The 16333-nt window shown below is 72.9% G+C and carries 18 protein-coding genes and 1 pseudogene; 14 read left to right on the plus strand and 5 right to left on the minus strand.

Translation table 11 applies throughout. The features are described 5' to 3' along the window. Positions 1-141: 141 nt before the first annotated feature. The 9 genes from AB0F52_RS18470 to AB0F52_RS18510 all read left to right on the plus strand — a co-directional run bounded on the left by AB0F52_RS18470 (position 142) and on the right by AB0F52_RS18510 (position 9976). Positions 142-1614 (plus strand): aldehyde dehydrogenase family protein, encoded by a 1473-nt coding sequence (locus AB0F52_RS18470; protein ID WP_360171892.1) that lies wholly within the window; start codon positions 142-144, stop codon positions 1612-1614. Between the two features lie 16 nt (positions 1615-1630). Next, positions 1631-2734: an NAD(P)-dependent alcohol dehydrogenase gene (locus AB0F52_RS18475; RefSeq protein WP_360171895.1), complete on the plus strand. Its 1104-nt coding sequence runs from the start codon at positions 1631-1633 to the stop codon at positions 2732-2734. Between the two features lie 11 nt (positions 2735-2745). Next, positions 2746-4284, plus strand: a complete 1539-nt coding sequence (locus tag AB0F52_RS18480) for a long-chain fatty acid--CoA ligase (protein WP_360171898.1) — start codon at positions 2746-2748, stop codon at positions 4282-4284. Beyond that, positions 4281-5057: a crotonase/enoyl-CoA hydratase family protein gene (locus AB0F52_RS18485; protein ID WP_360171901.1), complete on the plus strand. Its 777-nt coding sequence runs from the start codon at positions 4281-4283 to the stop codon at positions 5055-5057. Before AB0F52_RS18480 ends, AB0F52_RS18485 begins: the two co-directional genes overlap by 4 nt. Beyond that, positions 5054-6985 (plus strand): acetoacetate--CoA ligase, encoded by a 1932-nt coding sequence (locus AB0F52_RS18490; protein WP_360171903.1) that lies wholly within the window; start codon positions 5054-5056, stop codon positions 6983-6985. The genes AB0F52_RS18485 and AB0F52_RS18490 overlap by 4 nt, the downstream gene beginning before the upstream one ends. Beyond that, on the plus strand, positions 6982-7968 hold the full coding sequence (locus tag AB0F52_RS18495; protein WP_360171906.1) for a 3-hydroxyacyl-CoA dehydrogenase NAD-binding domain-containing protein: 987 nt from the start codon (positions 6982-6984) through the stop codon (positions 7966-7968). Before AB0F52_RS18490 ends, AB0F52_RS18495 begins: the two co-directional genes overlap by 4 nt. Before the next feature lie 14 nt (positions 7969-7982). Next, positions 7983-8849: a 4-hydroxyphenyl-beta-ketoacyl-CoA hydrolase gene (couO, locus tag AB0F52_RS18500; RefSeq protein WP_360171909.1), complete on the plus strand. Its 867-nt coding sequence runs from the start codon at positions 7983-7985 to the stop codon at positions 8847-8849. 74 nt (positions 8850-8923) lie between these two features. Further along, the gene (locus tag AB0F52_RS18505) at positions 8924-9175 is read left to right on the plus strand and encodes a DUF2188 domain-containing protein (RefSeq protein WP_360171912.1); all 252 of its coding nucleotides are present in this window, start codon (positions 8924-8926) and stop codon (positions 9173-9175) included. Positions 9176-9244: 69 nt separating this feature from the next. Next, positions 9245-9976, plus strand: coding sequence for a hypothetical protein (locus AB0F52_RS18510; protein ID WP_360171915.1), 732 nt, complete (start codon positions 9245-9247; stop codon positions 9974-9976). Positions 9977-10118: 142 nt separating this feature from the next. On the opposite strand, the gene AB0F52_RS18515 is transcribed toward AB0F52_RS18510, so the two are convergent. Further along, positions 10119-10844: an ATP-binding protein gene (locus AB0F52_RS18515; protein ID WP_360171918.1), complete on the minus strand. Its 726-nt coding sequence runs from the start codon at positions 10842-10844 to the stop codon at positions 10119-10121. A gap of 124 nt (positions 10845-10968) precedes the next feature. Here AB0F52_RS18515 and AB0F52_RS18520 point away from each other — a divergent pair. Then, positions 10969-11766: pseudogene (locus tag AB0F52_RS18520) on the plus strand (manganese catalase family protein); the annotation flags it as partial. Between the two features lie 42 nt (positions 11767-11808). Next, the gene (locus tag AB0F52_RS18525) at positions 11809-12006 is read left to right on the plus strand and encodes a DUF2188 domain-containing protein (RefSeq protein WP_360172067.1); all 198 of its coding nucleotides are present in this window, start codon (positions 11809-11811) and stop codon (positions 12004-12006) included. Between the two features lie 2 nt (positions 12007-12008). Here AB0F52_RS18525 and AB0F52_RS18530 read toward each other — a convergent pair whose 3' ends face one another. Continuing rightward, on the minus strand, positions 12009-12167 hold the full coding sequence (locus AB0F52_RS18530) for a hypothetical protein (RefSeq protein WP_014466937.1): 159 nt from the start codon (positions 12165-12167) through the stop codon (positions 12009-12011). Between the two features lie 147 nt (positions 12168-12314). Here AB0F52_RS18530 and AB0F52_RS18535 point away from each other — a divergent pair, with 147 nt between their 5' ends. Continuing rightward, positions 12315-12761: a DUF4383 domain-containing protein gene (locus AB0F52_RS18535; protein ID WP_360171921.1), complete on the plus strand. Its 447-nt coding sequence runs from the start codon at positions 12315-12317 to the stop codon at positions 12759-12761. A gap of 24 nt (positions 12762-12785) precedes the next feature. Here AB0F52_RS18535 and AB0F52_RS18540 read toward each other — a convergent pair whose 3' ends face one another. Next, positions 12786-13430: a hypothetical protein gene (locus tag AB0F52_RS18540; protein ID WP_360171924.1), complete on the minus strand. Its 645-nt coding sequence runs from the start codon at positions 13428-13430 to the stop codon at positions 12786-12788. Between the two features lie 107 nt (positions 13431-13537). Here AB0F52_RS18540 and AB0F52_RS18545 point away from each other — a divergent pair, with 107 nt between their 5' ends. Beyond that, positions 13538-14182 (plus strand): HAD family hydrolase, encoded by a 645-nt coding sequence (locus AB0F52_RS18545; protein ID WP_360172070.1) that lies wholly within the window; start codon positions 13538-13540, stop codon positions 14180-14182. Here the strand turns inward: AB0F52_RS18545 and AB0F52_RS18550 are convergent. Together AB0F52_RS18550 and AB0F52_RS18555 are read right to left on the minus strand one after the other, a co-directional pair. Further along, entirely contained in the window at positions 14175-14792 is a 618-nt protein-coding gene (locus AB0F52_RS18550) for a class I SAM-dependent methyltransferase (protein WP_360171927.1), read from the minus strand. The genes AB0F52_RS18545 and AB0F52_RS18550 overlap by 8 nt on opposite strands. Before the next feature lie 28 nt (positions 14793-14820). Next, a complete protein-coding gene (locus tag AB0F52_RS18555; RefSeq protein WP_360171929.1) occupies positions 14821-15294 on the minus strand; it encodes a carboxymuconolactone decarboxylase family protein in 474 nt (157 codons plus the stop codon). A gap of 160 nt (positions 15295-15454) precedes the next feature. Here AB0F52_RS18555 and AB0F52_RS18560 point away from each other — a divergent pair, with 160 nt between their 5' ends. Then, positions 15455-16333, plus strand: a complete 879-nt coding sequence (locus AB0F52_RS18560) for an RNA polymerase sigma-70 factor (RefSeq protein WP_360171932.1) — start codon at positions 15455-15457, stop codon at positions 16331-16333.

Below are 16333 nucleotides of genomic sequence, written 5' to 3' on the forward strand. Positions count from 1 at the left end.
AACGGATGGCCAAAAGATCTGCCCCGGAAATCCCGCCGCGGCCGGCCCGGAGCGCGGCCCTTGACACGGGCGGGGTCCCCGCCGCATCCTGATGCATCTCAGGGTTCCTGATATACCCGTCGCTCAGTGAGGAGTCGGACGATGACCGCAGTGGAGGAGAAGCCGGGCACCCGGCCCCGCCCGGACGTCGAACCGGGCCGGCTGTTCATCGGCGGCCGGTGGACGGAGACCGAGGCCCGCTTCGACGCCGTGGACCCGGCCACCGGCCGGACCCTCACCTCCCTCGCCCGCGGGACGGCCGCCGACATCGACGCGGCCGTGGCCGCGGCCCGGCAGGCCGCCCCGGGCTGGGCCGCGACGCCGGCCCGGGAGCGCGCCCGCGTGCTGCACCGGGCCGCGGACCTGGTGCGGTCCCGCGCCGACGAGATCGCCGCCCTGGAGAGCGCCGACGTCGGCAAGCCGATCTCGCTGTGCCGGGCCGTCGACGTCGAGACCGTCGCCGAGCAGTACGAGTACTACTCGGCCCTGGCGCAGGGCCTGGACGGCGCCACGCGGCAGGTCCCGATCCCCGCGCACGCCTACACGCGCCGCGAACCGCTCGGCGTGGTCGCCGCGATCACCCCGTTCAACTTCCCGCTGGTCCTGTCCGCCTCGAAGATCGCGCCCGCGCTGGCCGCGGGCAACACCGTGGTGCACAAGCCGGCCGAGGACACCTCCCTCAGCGCGCTGCTGATGGCCGGGCTGCTCGCCGAGGCCGGCGTGCCCGACGGCGTGCTCAACGTGGTCACCGGCTTCGGCTCGGAGATCGGGGACACCCTGCTGAGCCACCCCGGGGTGGACAAGATCGCGTTCACCGGCTCCACCGCGGTCGGCCGGCACGCGGCGGCACTGGCCGGGCAGCACCTGAAGCCGGTCACGCTGGAGCTCGGCGGCAACGCGGCGCACATCGTGTTCGAGGACGCCGACGTCGAGCAGGCGGTCGGCGCGGCGATCAAGGCGTTCGTGTTCAACACCGGCCAGTTCTGCATGGGCGGGCCCCGGCTGCTCGTCGCCGACGCGCTGTACGACACGATCCTGGGCGCGCTCGCCGAAGCCGTACCGCACGTGCCGGTCGGCGACCCGTTCGACCCCGCGACGGTGGTCGGCCCGATGGCGGGCGAGCGCCACCGGGCGAAGGTCGAGCAGTACGTCGAGCAGGCCCGCGCCGACGGTGGCCGGATCGTCGCCGGCGGCGGCCGGCCGGACATCGAGGGCGGGTTCTTCTTCCAGCCCACGGTGATCGCGGACCTGCCGGACGACTCCCGGGTGATCCGGGAGGAGATCTTCGGTCCCGTGCTGACCGTCCAGCGCTTCACCTCCGAAGACGAAGCGGTCGCGCTGGCCAACAGCACGCCCTACGGCCTCGCGGCCGGGCTGCAGACGACGAACCTCGCCCGCGCGCACCGCGTCGCCGCACGGCTGCAGGCCGGCATCGTCTGGGTCAACGACTGGGCGATGCTCGATCCCGCGATCCCCTTCGGCGGCGTGAAGGACTCCGGTCACGGCCGCGAGTACGGCCCCGAATCCCTCGACGCGTACACGCGCACGAAGTCCGTCGTCATCTCCCTCGCCTGAGCCCAGGAGCACCCGCATGACCACCACCACCGCGGCCGTCGTGGAGTCCGCCGGCGCCGGCTTCACCCTCGGCGAAGTGGCCCTCGACGACCTCCGCCCGGACGAGGTCCGGGTCCGGATCGTCGCCACCGGCGTCTGCCACACCGACCTCGGCGTCGCCGCGGGCGCGCTGCCCTTCCCGCTGCCCGGCGTGCTCGGCCACGAAGGCGCCGGGATCGTCGAGGAGGTCGGCGCCGCCGTCACGCGCGTGCGGGCCGGCGACCGGGTCCTGCTCAGCTACACCTCGTGCGGCGGCTGCGCGAACTGCCGCGACGGCCACCCCGCCTACTGCGAAACCTGGCTGCCCGCCAACCTGCTCGGCGGCCGGCGCCCGGACGGCACGACCCCGATCTCCCGCAACGGCACCCCGCTCGGCGGGCACTTCTTCGGCCAGTCCAGCTTCGCCGGGCACGCCGTCGCCGACGAACGCAGCGTCGTCAAGGTCGCCGCCGACGCGCCGCTGGACCTGCTGGCCCCGCTCGGCTGCGGCATCATGACCGGCGCCGGCGCCGTGTGGAACGTCCTCGCCCCGCGCCCGGGCGCCACGCTGCTGGTCACCGGCGCCGGCGCGGTCGGCCTGTCGGCGGTGATGGCCGCCCACCTGACGCCGGCGACGCGGATCATCGCCGTCGACCGCGTCGCGGCACGGCTCACGCTGGCCCGCGAGCTCGGCGCCACCGACACGATCGACACCAGCGGCGAGGACCTCGCCGAGACGGTCGGGAAGCTGACCGGCGGCCGCGGGGTCGACGGCGTCGTCGAGACCACCGGCAACGCCGGCGTCCTGGGGACGGCGATCGGCGCGCTGGCCGCGCGCGGCACCGTGGTCGTCGTCGGCGCGCCCGCGTTCGGCACCGAGGTGCCCGTGGACGTCAACTTCCTGCTCCCCGGCCGGCACGTCGTGGGCCTGACCATGGGCGACGCGGAGACCCAGGCGCTGGTGCCGACCCTGGCCGGGCTGGTCGCCGCGGGCCGCTTCCCGGTCGAAAAGCTGGTCACGCACTACGAGTTCGGGCAGATTCAACAGGCAGTGGACGACATGCTCGCCGGCACGACGATCAAACCGGTGCTCCGCCTGTGAAGGAGAAGACCGTGCACCTCCCCGACTTCGGCCTCGGCAGCTGGCCCGCCCGCCGGGCGCGGATCAACCCGGACCGCACCGCGCTCGTGCAGGCGGACCGGACGCTGACCCACGCCGGGCTCGCCGACCGGGTCGCCCGCCTCGCCGGCGCGCTGACCCGGCTCGGTGTGCGCCCGGGCGACCGCGTGGCCTACCTCGGCGTCAACGACATCACCGTGTTCGAGACGCTGTTCGCCACGGCTCGCTGCGGCGCGATCTTCGTCCCGCTCAACTACCGGCTCGCCCCCACGGAGATCCGGTACATGCTCGACGACAGCGGCGCGTCGGCCCTCGTGCACAGCGCGGACACCACCGGCCTCGTCGCGGCGGCCGGTGGACTGCCGGGCGGCGTCGTCATCGCCACGGACCCGGCCGAGGGGAACTTCGAGGCGGCGATCGCCGAGGCCGGTCCCCCGCCGGAAACGCGGGTGGGGCTGGAAGATCCGTGCCTGCTGCTCTACACCTCCGGCACCACCGGACGGCCGAAGGCGGCGGTCCTCACCCACGGCAACCTGACCTGGAACACCGTCAACCAGCTGGCCCACCTCGACGTCCTGGGCACCGACAAGGCGCTGTGCATCGCGCCGCTGTTCCACTGCGTCGGGCTCGGCCAGATCACGCTGCCGACGCTGTTCAAGGGCGGCAGCGTGGAACCGGTGGCCAAGTTCGACCCGGGCGCCATCCTCGCCCGGATCGGCGCGGCCGGGATCACCAGCTTCTCCGCGGTGCCCACGATGCTGGAGATGATGTGCCGCCACGAGGACTGGGACCGCACCGACCTGAGCTCGCTGACCTGCGTGCTCTACGGCGGGTCGCCGGTGGCCGAGCGCGTCGCCCGCGCGTGGCTCGACCGCGGCGTGAAGCTCCTGCAGGGCTACGGCATGACCGAAGCCGCCCCGGGCGTCTCGATGGCCACCCACGAGGGCACGCTCGACCACCCGGTCGCCGCCGGCGTGCCGCACTTCTTCACCGACGTCGCGGCCCTCGGTCCCGACCTCACGCCCCAAGCCTTGAACGGGACACCGGCGGAGCTGCTGGTGCGCGGCCCGCACGTCTTCGGCGGCTACTGGAACCGGCCCGAAGAATCGCAAGCGAGCTTCGTCGAGGACGACTGGTTCCGCACCGGTGACGTCGTCCGCGTCGACGACGACGGCTGGGCCCACGTCGTCGACCGGGTGAAGGACATGATCATCTCCGGCGGGGAAAACGTGTACCCGGCCGAGATCGAAGCGGTCGCCGTCCGGCTCGACGCGGTCGACGCCTGCGCCGTGGTCGGCGTGCCCGACGAGCGCTGGGGTGAGGCCGGCGCGGCCTTCGTCGTGGTCCGGCCCGGTGCCGAGCTGGACGAACCGCAGTTCCGCGCCCACCTCGAACGGCACCTGGCACGCTACAAGGTGCCGAGACACGTGCGGTTCACCGACGCCTTGCCGCGCAACGCCACCGGCAAGATCCGCCGCGTCGAACTGCGCGCCCTCGCCGCCGAAACCTTCACCACGAACGGACCCGCATGACCACGCCTCTGCTGCCCCCTTCACTGCGCCTGGAGCTGCGGGACGACATCGCCGTGCTGTGGCTGGCCCGCCCCGAGAAGCGCAACGCCCTCGACGACGCCACCGTGCTCGGCCTCGAAACGTTCTTCGGCGCCCCGCCGCCGGGGATCAAGGCCGTCGTGCTCGACGCCGTCGGCGACCACTTCTCCGCCGGGCTGGACCTGTCCGAGCTCACCGAGCGCGACGCGTTCGAGGGCCTGGAGCACTCGATGATGTGGCACCGCGCCTTCGAGCGGCTCGAACGCGGGCGCGTCCCGGTGGTCGCCGTGCTCAAGGGCGCGGTCGTCGGCGGCGGCCTGGAACTGGCCGCGGCCGCGCACATCCGCGTCGCCGAACCCTCGGCGTTCTACGCCCTGCCGGAGGGCCAGCGCGGACTGTTCGTCGGCGGCGGCGGGTCGGTGCGGGTGCCGCGGCTGATCGGCGCGCACCGGATGGCCGACATGATGCTCACCGGCCGCGTGCTCGACGCCGACGAGGGCCACGCCGCCGGGTTGTCGCACTACCGCGTCGAAAACGGCCTGGAACACGCGCTCGGCCTGGCCCGCAAGATCGCCTCGAACTCCTCGATCACGAACTTCGCCGTCCTGCAGGCCCTCCCCCGCATCGCCGAGGCCAACCCGGCCGAGGGGTACCTCATGGAGGCGCTGATGGCCGCCGTCGCCAGTGGCAGCGCCGAGGCGAAGGAACGGATGCAGGCGTTCCTCGAAAAGCGGGCCGGGAAGGTCGGCCGATGATCCTGCGCCCGGTCGCCCCCGACGTCCGCGAAACCACCGAGATCGGCCGGTACCTGCGGTGGCTGGCAGCCCGCGGGCACTTCTTCGACGACTACGCGGGCCTGCACCGGTGGTCGGTGACCGACCTCGGCGGCTTCTGGTCCTCGATCAAGGACTTCTTCGGCGTCCGCCTGCACACCCCGGCCACCGCGGTGGTGCCCGACCGGGCCATGCCCGGCACGGAATGGTTCCCCGGAGCGACCCTCAACTACGCCGAGCACGCCCTCGGCCACGGGCCCGGCGGCGCCACCGCGGTCATCGCCTACTCCCAGACGCGCGAGCGCACCGAGCTCACCTGGGACCAGCTGCGCGACCAGGTCGCGCGCGCCCGCGCGGGGCTGGCCCGGCTCGGGGTGGGGCGCGGCGACCGGGTCGTGGCGTACCTGCCGAACATCCCGGAAGCCGTCGTCGCCTACCTCGCGGTCGCGAGCCTGGGCGCGATCTGGGCCTCCTGCGCCCCCGAGTTCGGCGCCCGGTCGGTGGTCGACCGGTTCGGCCAGATCGAGCCGCGGGTGCTGCTGACGGTGTCCGGCTACCGCTACGGCGCCAAGGACGTCGACCGCCGCGCCGAAGTCGCCGAAATCCGCGCGGGCCTGCCCACCGCCGAACACCTCGTGCACGTCCCCTACGGCGGCCACGACCTGCCCGGCACGCTCTCCTGGGCCGACCTGCTCACCGAAAGTGCGCCCGGGTTCGAACCGGTCGGCTTCGCGCACCCGCTGTGCGTGCTGTTCTCGTCCGGCACCACGGGCAAGCCGAAGGCGATCGTGCACGGCCACGGCGGAATCCTCCTGGAGCACCTGAAGAACCACGGCCTCAGCTGGGACCTGCGCCCCGGCGACCGGATCCTGTGGTTCTCCACCACGGCCTGGATGATGTGGAACGCGCTGGTCTCGGGGCTGCTCACCGGCGCGTCGATCGTCCTGGTCGACGGCAACCCGCTGCACCCGGACCTGGCCTGGCAGTGGCGCCTGGCCGAACAGACGCGGGCGACGCTGATGGGCGCGAGCCCGGGATTCCTGATGGCGTGCCGGAAAGCGGGCCTCGACCCGGCCGCCGAGCACGACCTGTCCGCGCTGCGGCAGCTCGGCGCGGCCGGCAGCCCGCTGCCCGCCGAAGGCTTCCACTGGGTGCACGAGCGGTTCCCGGGCGTCCTGCTCAACGTCGGCAGTGGCGGCACCGACGTGTGCAGCGGCATCGTCCAGGGCAGCCCGCTGCAGCCGGTCCGGGCGGGCGAGATCTCCGGCCCGTGCCTCGGCGTCGACGCGAAGGCGTTCGACGAGCACGGCGGCGAAGTCGTCGGGGAGCTGGGCGAGCTGGTGATCACCGCCCCGATGCCGTCGATGCCGGTGGGGTTCTGGGGCGACGGCTCGGGTGCGCGCTACCGCGACACGTACTTCTCGACCTATCCCGGCATCTGGCGGCACGGCGACTGGATCCGGTTCACCCCCGAGGGGAGCTGTGTCATCGCCGGCCGCTCCGACGCCACCCTCAACCGCGGCGGCGTCCGGCTGGGCACCGCCGAGTTCTACGCCGTCGTCGAGGAACTCCCCGAGATCGAGGACTCCCTCGTCGTGCACCTCGAAGACCCGGCGGGCGGCAACGGCGACCTCCGGCTGTTCGTGGCGCTGCGGTCCGGTGCCGAACTCGACGATGCCTTGCGCGGCAAGATCGCGTCGGCGTTGCGGACCGCGCTCTCGCCGCGGCACGTGCCGGACGCGATCACCGCCGTGCCGTCGATCCCCCGCAACCGCACCGGGAAGAAACTGGAGCTGCCGGTGAAGAAACTGCTCCGCGGCGCGCGGCCGGACGACGTCGCCGCGCGTGACGTCCTGGCCGATCCGGCGTCGCTGGACCCGTTCGTCGCGCTCGCCGGAGGGCCGGCATGACCGTCCGGATCACCTCCTCCCGCGCCGGCCGCGCGGCGAAGCCCGGCCGGATCGCCACCATCGCGGTCGTCGGGACCGGCGTGATCGGGGCCGGCTGGGCCGCGCACTTCCTCGCCCGCGGCTTCGACGTCGTCGCCACCGATCCGGCGCCCGGCGCCGAAGACCGCCTGCGCGCCGACGTCGCCGCGCACTGGCCCACCTTGATCCGGCTGGGCCTCGCCGAAGACGCCTCGCGGGATCGGCTGAGCTTCGCCACCGACGCCGGCGCCGCGGTGGCGGAGGCGGATTTCGTGCAGGAGAACGGGCCCGAACGCGAAGACGTCAAGCACCGCCTGTTCGCCGTGCTCGACGAGGCCGCGCGGCCGGACGTGATCCTGGCGAGCAGCTCCTCCGGGCTGCTGCCGAGCGTCATCGCGCGGGGGTGCCCGAGGCATCCCGAGCGCGTGGTCGTCGGGCACCCGTTCAACCCGCCGCACGTGATCCCGCTCGTGGAAGTCGTCCCGGGCGCCGAGACCACGCCCGAGGTCGTCGACCGCGCGGTCGAGTTCTACACCGCGGCCGGCAAGCGGCCGATCCGGCTGACGCGGGAGGTGCCCGGCCACGTCGCGAACCGGCTGCAGGCCGCGCTGTGGCAGGAGGCGTACTCCCTCGTCGAACGCGGGGTCGCGACGGTCGCCGACATCGACGCCGCCATCGCCCACGGGCCCGGCCTGCGCTGGGCGGTGCTCGGCCCGTTCGCCAACCAGCACCTTTCGGGTGGCGCGGGCGGGCTCGCGCACGTCCTGCGCCACCTCGGGCCGCCCACCGAACAGTGGTGGCGCGACCTCGGCCGCGTCCACCTGACGCCGGAACTCGCCGGGTCCCTCGTCGCCGGCGTCGACGCCGAACTGGCCGGCACCGACCACGACCGGCTCGTCGCCGCCCGCGACGCCGTCCTCGACCAGCTGCTGGCCGCCAAGGCCGCGCAGCCCGACCTGCCCTGACCCTGGAGCTCTTCGTGGACCTTTCCTCCCTGACCGCCATCGACGTCCACACCCACGTCGAGCAGGACGGCCACGGCTGTTTCGCCCTCGACCAGGAACTGCTGGACGCGTCCGAGAAGTACTTCCGCGCGGGGCAGGACCGCACGCCGACGGTGACCGCGATCGCCGAGCACTACCGGGCCCGGAAGATGGCCGCCGTCGTCTTCACGGTCGACGCGCCGGCCGCGACCGGGCACCCCGCGCTGTCGAGCGAGGAGATCGCCGACGCCGCCGCCGAGCACGCCGACGTGCTCATCCCGTTCGGCTCGGTCGACCCGCACGCCGGCAAGGCGGCCGTGCTGCGCGCGCGGCGGCTCGTCACCGAGCACGGGGTGCGCGGGTTCAAGTTCCACCCGAGCCTGCAGGCGTTCGAGCCCGACGACGTCCGCTACTACCCGCTCTACGAGGCGATCGCCGAGCTGGGCGTCCCGGCCCTGTTCCACACCGGGCAGACCGGCATCGGCGCCGGGCTGCCGGGCGGGCACGGCATCAAGCTGCGCTATTCGAACCCGATGCTGCTCGACGACGTCGCCGCCGATTTCCCGGACCTGACGGTGATCCTGGCGCACCCGTCGGTGCCGTGGCAGGACGAAGCGATCTCGGTCGCGACGCACAAGGCGAACGTGTACATCGACCTGTCGGGCTGGTCGCCGAAGTACTTCCCGCCGCAGCTGGTCCGCGCGGCCAACACCCTGCTGAAGCGGAAGGTCCTGTTCGGGTCCGACTTCCCGGTGATCACCCCGGACCGCTGGCTCGCCGATTTCGCCGAGCTGGAGATCAAGGACGAGGTGCGGCCGCTGATCCTCAAGGACAACGCCATCCAGGTACTCCGGCTGGCTTGAACACCGCACAACGTTTGTCCGCTACGTCCCCGGGCATCCGCAGCCTTCCAGCACTCACGATGGGAGGCGGCGTCGTGGCGGACGGTGACGTGCACACCTACTACGAAGACGGACTGTGGAAGAACCGCGTCGAAGGCGGCCGCCGGGCGTCCAACACCTCTCCCCGCCGCGTCGATGCCGTTTTGGCGGGGCGGCAGATCGCGCGGAAACGCCGGGTCGGGCACTTCGTCCACACGCCGGAAGGCGACGTCGAAACCGAACGCGACTTCCGCCCCGCCGCCCGGCGCACCGAGCGCGGCGACGGCACTCCGTCACGGTCGCTGTAACACAACACCCGTTCGGACGATAGCCCGTTCGTGTCCGGGGACGCCCCGGCCTTCATGAACGGATCACCCATGCCTCGCCTTCGCCTGGCCGCGCTCCTCACGGCCGGTTCCTTCGCCCTCGCCGGCTGCGCCGGCACTCCGAGCACGCCGGCCCCGGCCGCGGCCGGCTCGACCACGCCGGCGTCGTCCACGGCTCCGGCGGCCCCGGCCCTCGACGCCGCCAAGGTGGGCGCCGCGATCTCCGACGCCGCCAAGCAGGCTTCGGCGGTGCACGTCAAGGGCACGATGGCCCAGGAGGGCAGCGCGATCAACCTCGACCTGCAGCTCAACCCGGACGGCGCGAGCGGCACGGTGGTGAAGGACGGCCTCGAGATCCCCGTCCTGCGGATCGGCGAGAAGTACTACTTCAAGTTCAGCGACTCGCTGGTGAAGCAGGCCGGCGTCCCGGCTGCCGCGGCCAAGCAGCTCACCGGCAAGTGGGTGTCGTCGAAGGCCAAGATCGGCGAGGGCATCGCGGACGCGTTCAAGGTGTTCCTCGACTACAAGTCGTTCACCGAGGGCACGCTGGGCGAGCTGCAGAAGACGACCTTCAAGCCGGGCGAGCCGACGACGCTCGCGGGCGCACCGGCGCTGAGCTTCTCGAGCCCGGACGGCACGGCCACGGTGGCCGCGACCGAGCCCCACTACCTGCTGCGCATGGCGGACCCGAAGAACGGCGCCATCGAGTTCAGCGACTGGAACAAGCCGACGACGGTCTCGGAGCCCCCGGCGGCCGAGATCTACTCCGGCCCGGGTTCCTGACCACATCGGACGAGCAAGGAGGCCGCCGCCGGGAACCGAACTCCCCGGCGGCGGCCGTCCGGCCCGGTGAACCGGCTCACCCTTCGCGTTTCCTTCCGCGGCCAAGGCCGATGCGGGCGGCGCACCCCGAGTCGTCAGCGGCTCACCGGCGGGCCAGCAGGGCCCACACCGTCTTCCCGCCCGAACGGGACCCGCTGCTCCCCCACCGCTTCGCGACCTTGGTGATCATCCGCAAGCCCAGCCCCGCCCGGACCGGATCGAGGCCCTCCCGCAGCACCGCCGGCCGCCGGCTCTCGTCGGAGACCGCCACGAACAGCGTGCCGCGGCGCAGCTCCAAGCGCAGCCGGGGCGCGGAATCCGTGTGGCGGAGCGTGTTCTCGACCAGCTCGGTCGCGATCAGCTCGGCGTCCTCGGCCAGGTCCGGCACCATCCACTCGGCACACATCCCGCGGACGAACCCGCGGGCACGCGCCGACGTGCGCGGCGAGCGGTCGAGCAGCCGGCCCACCCTCCGCCGGGCCGGGCGGGTCAGTGCCGCCTCCGCGGTGGCGGTGTCCGCGTACACCGGCACGCCGCTCGCCGCCAGCGCCGCACGCTGTTCCGGGCGGCCCGTCACCAACGCGAACGGGATCGCCGGCCACTCAGCGACGCGCAGGGCGACCAGGGCGAACACCCGGATCAGCGCGCGATCGCGCAGTTCGAGACGCTCGACGTCGATCAGGACGCCGTCCTCGGAGTCGGCCGCGAACTCGAGCAACCGGTCGCGCAGCTCCGGGTACGTCGTCCGGTCCAGCACGCCGACGACCGAAGCCTTCGCCGGTGCGCCGTGCCGGGGCACCAGCCACACCGAGTTGTGCCGGGCGAGCACCGGTGACCACCTCCTCCACGACGTTCACCCGATCGGATAGCCGTTCCCGAACCCGTCAAACACGGCGTTTCCCCGATTGACGCGGCCGATCGGGGGAACTCCGCGGGCTCGGAAGGGAGACGATGTGTTCCGTCACACGAAGCTGCTGCAGTTCGAAGCCAAGCCCGAAAAGCCCGACGCTGTCTACGCCCGCAAACTCCAGGAGCTCATCGGCGGCGCCTACGGCGAAATGAGCGTCACCATGCAATACCTGTTCCAGGGCTGGAACTGCCGCATCGAAGGCAAGTACAAAGACCTGATCATGGACACCGCGACCGAAGAAATCGGCCACGTCGAAATGCTCGCCACCATGGTCGCACGACTGCTCGAAGGCGCTCCCGCCACCGTCACCGCCGAAGCCGTCAAGGACCCGGTGATGGCCGCGACGATCGGCGGCATGGACATCCAGCAGGCCATCGTCGCCGGTGGTGGGGCGTTGCCCGCCGACAGCAACGGCTACCCCTGGAACGGCCGGTACATCATCGCCTCCGGCAACCTGCTCGCCGACTTCCGCGCCAACGCCGCCGCCGAAGCCCAGGGCCGGCTGCAAACCGCGCGGCTCTACAACATGACCGACGACCCCGGCGTCAAGGCGATGCTCCAGTTCAACCTCGCCCGCGACACCGTCCACCAGAAGCAGTGGCTCGCCGCCATCGAGGAACTCAAGGCCGACGGGCTCGAAGGCGACATCGTCCCCGACGCCCTCCTCGACGAAGAAGACCAAACCCACAACCACACGATCTGGCACCTGTCCGACGGCCCCGACGGCGCCAAGGGCGCCAGCTGGACCACCGACGCCGGCATCGAATACCTCATGGACCCCGAACCCCTCGGCGGCCCCGGCACCGCACCGAAACCCGACCCCGCTCTTTTCGGCACTCACGAAGCCGACGGCGGCCCCGCGCTCGAACCGGCCGACGGCGACATCGAAACCTTCCACGACGGCTCGGCCTGGAAGAACAAGGTCGTCGGCAACACGCGGGCGTCCGGCAGCGCCGAGACGAAGTCCGACGCCGTGGCGGAAGGCCGCAAGCTCGCGATCAAGCGCGGCACGGCCCACTTCATCCACACGAAGGACGGCCGGATCGGCGAGCGCCGGACCTACCCGCGGGCCCGGCCCTGACCTCACGCCGAGGGCATGCCCCCGCGGTCGGCGTCCTCTTCGTCGCTGTCGCCCGCGCGGGGCTCCTGGTCGCGGAACGTCGGCTCGGTGTGCTCGCCGGCGATGTCTGCGTCGGCTTCCATGCTCTCGGCGGTCACCGGGTCGATTTCGGGAGTGCTCATCGCTTCCTCCGATCGGGCGAAACCCGGGCATACCCGGCGACAGGCGGGGTGAAACGCGTTTGCCCGCCGCGCATCCGGGCACGCCGCCCGGCGGGCCCCCGGCCGAGGGCCCGCTCACCGAATCGGGAGGAAACGACCATGTCATCGATGGAGACCGAGGTCCGGCGAACCCCGCGCCAGCTCCTCGCCGCGATCGTGGGAGTGGTTTTCCTGCTGGTCGGCGTGCTGGGGTTCATTCCCGGCGTGACGACCCACTACGACATGCTCACCTGGGCCGGCCACCATTCCGGCGCCCTGCTCCTGGGCATCTTCACCGTTTCGATCCTGCACAACATCGTGCACCTCGCGTTCGGCGTCGCCGGGCTCGCCCTGGCGAGGACCCCGGGCGGCGCCCGGGCCTTCCTGGTCGGCGGCGGGGTGATCTACCTCGTCCTGTGGCTCTACGGCCTGGTGATCGACCCGGGCAGCGCGGCCAACTTCGTTCCGGTCAACACCGCCGACAACTGGCTGCACTTCGGCCTGGGCGTCGGGATGATCGCGCTCGGCCTGATCCCGCTGGGCGCCACGCGCAGCCCCGTCGCCGACTCGCGGTGACCGGCACCGGGCCGGGCGGCCGGGTCACGACGGCCGCCCGGCCCGGCTCCCCGCGTAAGCCCGCTCCCGCAGCCGCCCCAGCCAGTCCGGGGCGAACTCCAGCCCGTCCGGGTGGTTCAGCATCGGGTCGAACGCCGGTGCCTCGCCGCCGGAGTCCGTCAGCGTCAGCACGGCGCTGTCGCACCAGCGCCCGTCCTCACGGCCGGTCCGGAGCACGAACTCCCACGTTCCCGTCGCCCGTGCCGCGTCCAGGGACGCTTCGATCCGCGGCGACGACGTCTCCGCCCACGCCCCCAGCCAGACGAGCCGGTCGGCCCGGCGGTACGGCACGAGGCTGCTGTAGGCGCCGCGCGTCCACGCGGCCGCCGGCCGGGGCACCATCCGCCCGACGTGCCCGCTGCCCGCCGTCGTCAGCAGGATGTCCCACGGCCCGCCGTCGCGGCCGGCGCCGGGAATCCGCACCGCCAGCCCGAGCGCGTCCGGCAGCCGCCCGGGGGTGCCGGCGCCCTTGGACAGCCGGGCGACGACGGGCGCCGGCCCGGACGGCCACGGCAGGTCGTCGGCGACGGGCCGGAGTTCGCCGTGCCGGACCACGCCCACCGGGTGGAAGGCCGGGGCGCGCCGCAGCGCCGCCAGCCCGCGGAAACCCGCCGAGACGAGGCCGGTCATGTGTACTTCCCTCCGGGCCGGGGTATTCGGATCACCCCTCCCGGTACCCGCGCGGAGCACCGGGAAACCGCACCGACCCCAAGGAGCCAGCCATCGCCACCGCGGTCCTGTTCGACGTCGACGGCACCCTCGTCGACTCCAACTACCTCCACGTCCACGCCTGGCGCCGGGCGTTCCACGCGCTGGACCGGGACGTCGACTCCTGGCGCGTGCACCGCGCGATCGGCAAGGGGTCCGGCAAGCTGCTGAGCACCCTGCTGGGCGACGAAGACGCCGGCCGCATCGGCGACGAGGCGAAGGAGCTGCACAGCCGCTTCTACCTGGAGACGGCCGATCTGCTGCGGCCGTTCGACCGCGCCCCCGACCTCATCCGCGCCCTGGCGGACCGCGGGATCCGCGTCGTGCTGGCGACGTCGGCGGCGCCGGACGAGCTCAAGGAGCTGCGCCGCGTCCTCGACGTCGACGACGTGGTCGCGGGCATCGTTTCCGGTGACGACGTCGAAGCGACGAAACCCGATCCGGAGCCGGTGTTCGCCGCGCTCGACAAGGCCGGGACCGCGCCGGAGGAGACGATCTTCGTCGGCGACGCGGTCTGGGACGTCCACGCCGCCACCAAGGCCGGCGTGCGCACGGTTTCGGTGCTCTCCGGCGGCGTCGGCGCGGGAGAGCTGACCGACGCCGGTGCCGTCGCTGTCTACGACGACGCCGCGGCGATCCTGGCCGGGCTGGACGAGAGCGTGCTGATCAGCTGACCTTGCCGGCCACCAGCCGTTCCACCAGCCCGAGCTTGAACCGCTCCCGCCGCTGCACCGGCAGGCCGAGTGCCTCGACGAGCTCCAGCGGCCGCCGCCGGAAGTGCTCGCCGGCCAGCGGGACGCTCGCCAGCTCGACCAGCCGCTGCAGGCCCCGCACGATCCGCGACGACGAGGCGACGTGGTCGACCAGGATCAGCCGGCCGCCCGGGCGCAGCACCCGCACCATCTCGCCCACCGCGGCGGCGGGATCGGGGATGGCGCAGAGGCCGAACGTGCACAGCACGGTGTCGAAGGAGGCGTCGGCGAACGGCAGTGCCTCGGCGTCGCCCTCGCGCAAGGTCACCGGGTGGCCGAGCCGGCGGGCGCGGTCGCGGGCGATGGCGAGCATCCCTTCACTGAGGTCGACGCCGGTGAGCGTCACCTCCGCGGGGTAGCAGGGGAGGTTCAGCCCGGTCCCGACCGCGACCTCGAGGACCTCGCCCGTGGCCTGGCCGCAAGCCCACGCCCGCGAATCGCCGAAGAGACGGCGGTCCCAGCAGCCCATCTCCGCGTCGTAGGTCGTGGACTTGCGGTCCCAGTACCGACGCCACCGCTCCGCCTTCGTCATGTCCCCCAGCGAAGCACGGACCGGCGGCTCAGCCGAACATGCCCGGCTCGTACCCGCCGCCCTTCTGGTGGACGATCACCGCGAGCCGGTTGGCCGAGTTCATCTGCGCGATCAAGGCGATCAGCGCGGCGGTCCGGTCGTCGTCGTAGTGCTTGCGCACCCGGGCCCAGGTGTCGTCGGAGACGCCGGGTGCGGCGTCGGCGATCCGGGTGCCCTCCTCGGCCAGCGCGAGCGCCGCCTGCTCGGCCTCGGTGTAGACCGTGGCCTCGCGCCAGGCCGCGACCAGGTTGATCCGCACGCCCGCCTCTCCGGCGGCCGCCAGTTCCTTGGTGTGGATGTCGACGCACCAGCCGCAGCCGTTGATCTGGCTGACGCGCAGCGACACCAGCTCCTGCGTGATCTTGTCCAGCGGTGACTGGACGATGGCCAGGCTCGCGGTGCCGAACCGCTTGGCGAACTTGGCGCCGATTGCGTTGTCGGTCAAGGTGAAACGGGGTTCCATGACGTCGTCCTCACTCGTGGTGCGCTATCTGCGAACGACCACGAGATGCCGGCGGCCCCGCACCCCGTGACACCCTGGCCGGGTGACGACGATCACTGTCACACGGCGGCGGCGTCCGGCATCTGGAGGGGAAACCCGCGAACGAAAGGGGCGCGACCCCATGGCCGATCCCGCCACCGAGGCCTTCCTCGCCCACCGGAACCTGCTGTTCACCGTCGCCTACCAGCTGCTCGGCTCGGCCGCCGACGCCGAAGACGTCCTCCAGGAGACGTGGCTGCGGTGGGTGGGGGTGGACCTCGCCGCGGTGCGGGACCGGCGCGCGTACCTGGTCCGGATCACCACCCGGCAGGCGCTGATGCGGCTGCGGGCGCTCGGCAGGCGCAAGGAGTCCTACGTCGGGCCGTGGCTGCCCGAGCCGCTGCTGACCACGCCCGACGTCGCCGAGGACGTCGAGCTGGCCGACAGCGTCTCGATGGCGATGCTGCTGGTGCTGGAGACGCTCGGGCCGGCCGAGCGGGCGGTGTTCGTGCTGCGCGAGGTGTTCGACCTGGGCTACGACGAGATCGCCGAAGCCGTCGGCAAGAACCCGGCCGCGGTGCGCCAGATCGCGCACCGGGCCCGCTCCCACGTCGCGGCGCGCCGGCCGCGCGGGGCCGTCTCGCCGGCGGCCACCCGGGACGCCCTCGAAGCCTTCCGGCGCGCCGCCGAAACGGGCGACCTGCGGGAGCTGCTCGACGTCCTCGCTCCGGACGTCGTGTTCCTCGGCGACGGCGGCGGGGTCGTGCAGGCGGTGCTCTCACCCGTTTCCGGGGCCGAGGACGTGGCCCGCCTGCTCGCCGCCGGCCTGGGCAACCTCGCCGCCGGCACCCTGGAAGCGGCCCAGGTCAACGGCTTCCCGGCGCTGATCCTGCGGCGCGGCGGCGAGGTCGACACCGTGGTGGCGGTCCGCGTCGACGACGGGCTCGTCACGGGCCTCTACGCCGTGCGCAACCCGGAGAAGCTGTCGCGCCTGGACGAGGCGACCGCCCTGTGCCGCTGA

Source organism: Amycolatopsis sp. NPDC024027 (assembly GCF_040638975.1).
Taxonomy (GTDB): Bacteria; Actinomycetota; Actinomycetes; order Mycobacteriales; family Pseudonocardiaceae; genus Amycolatopsis.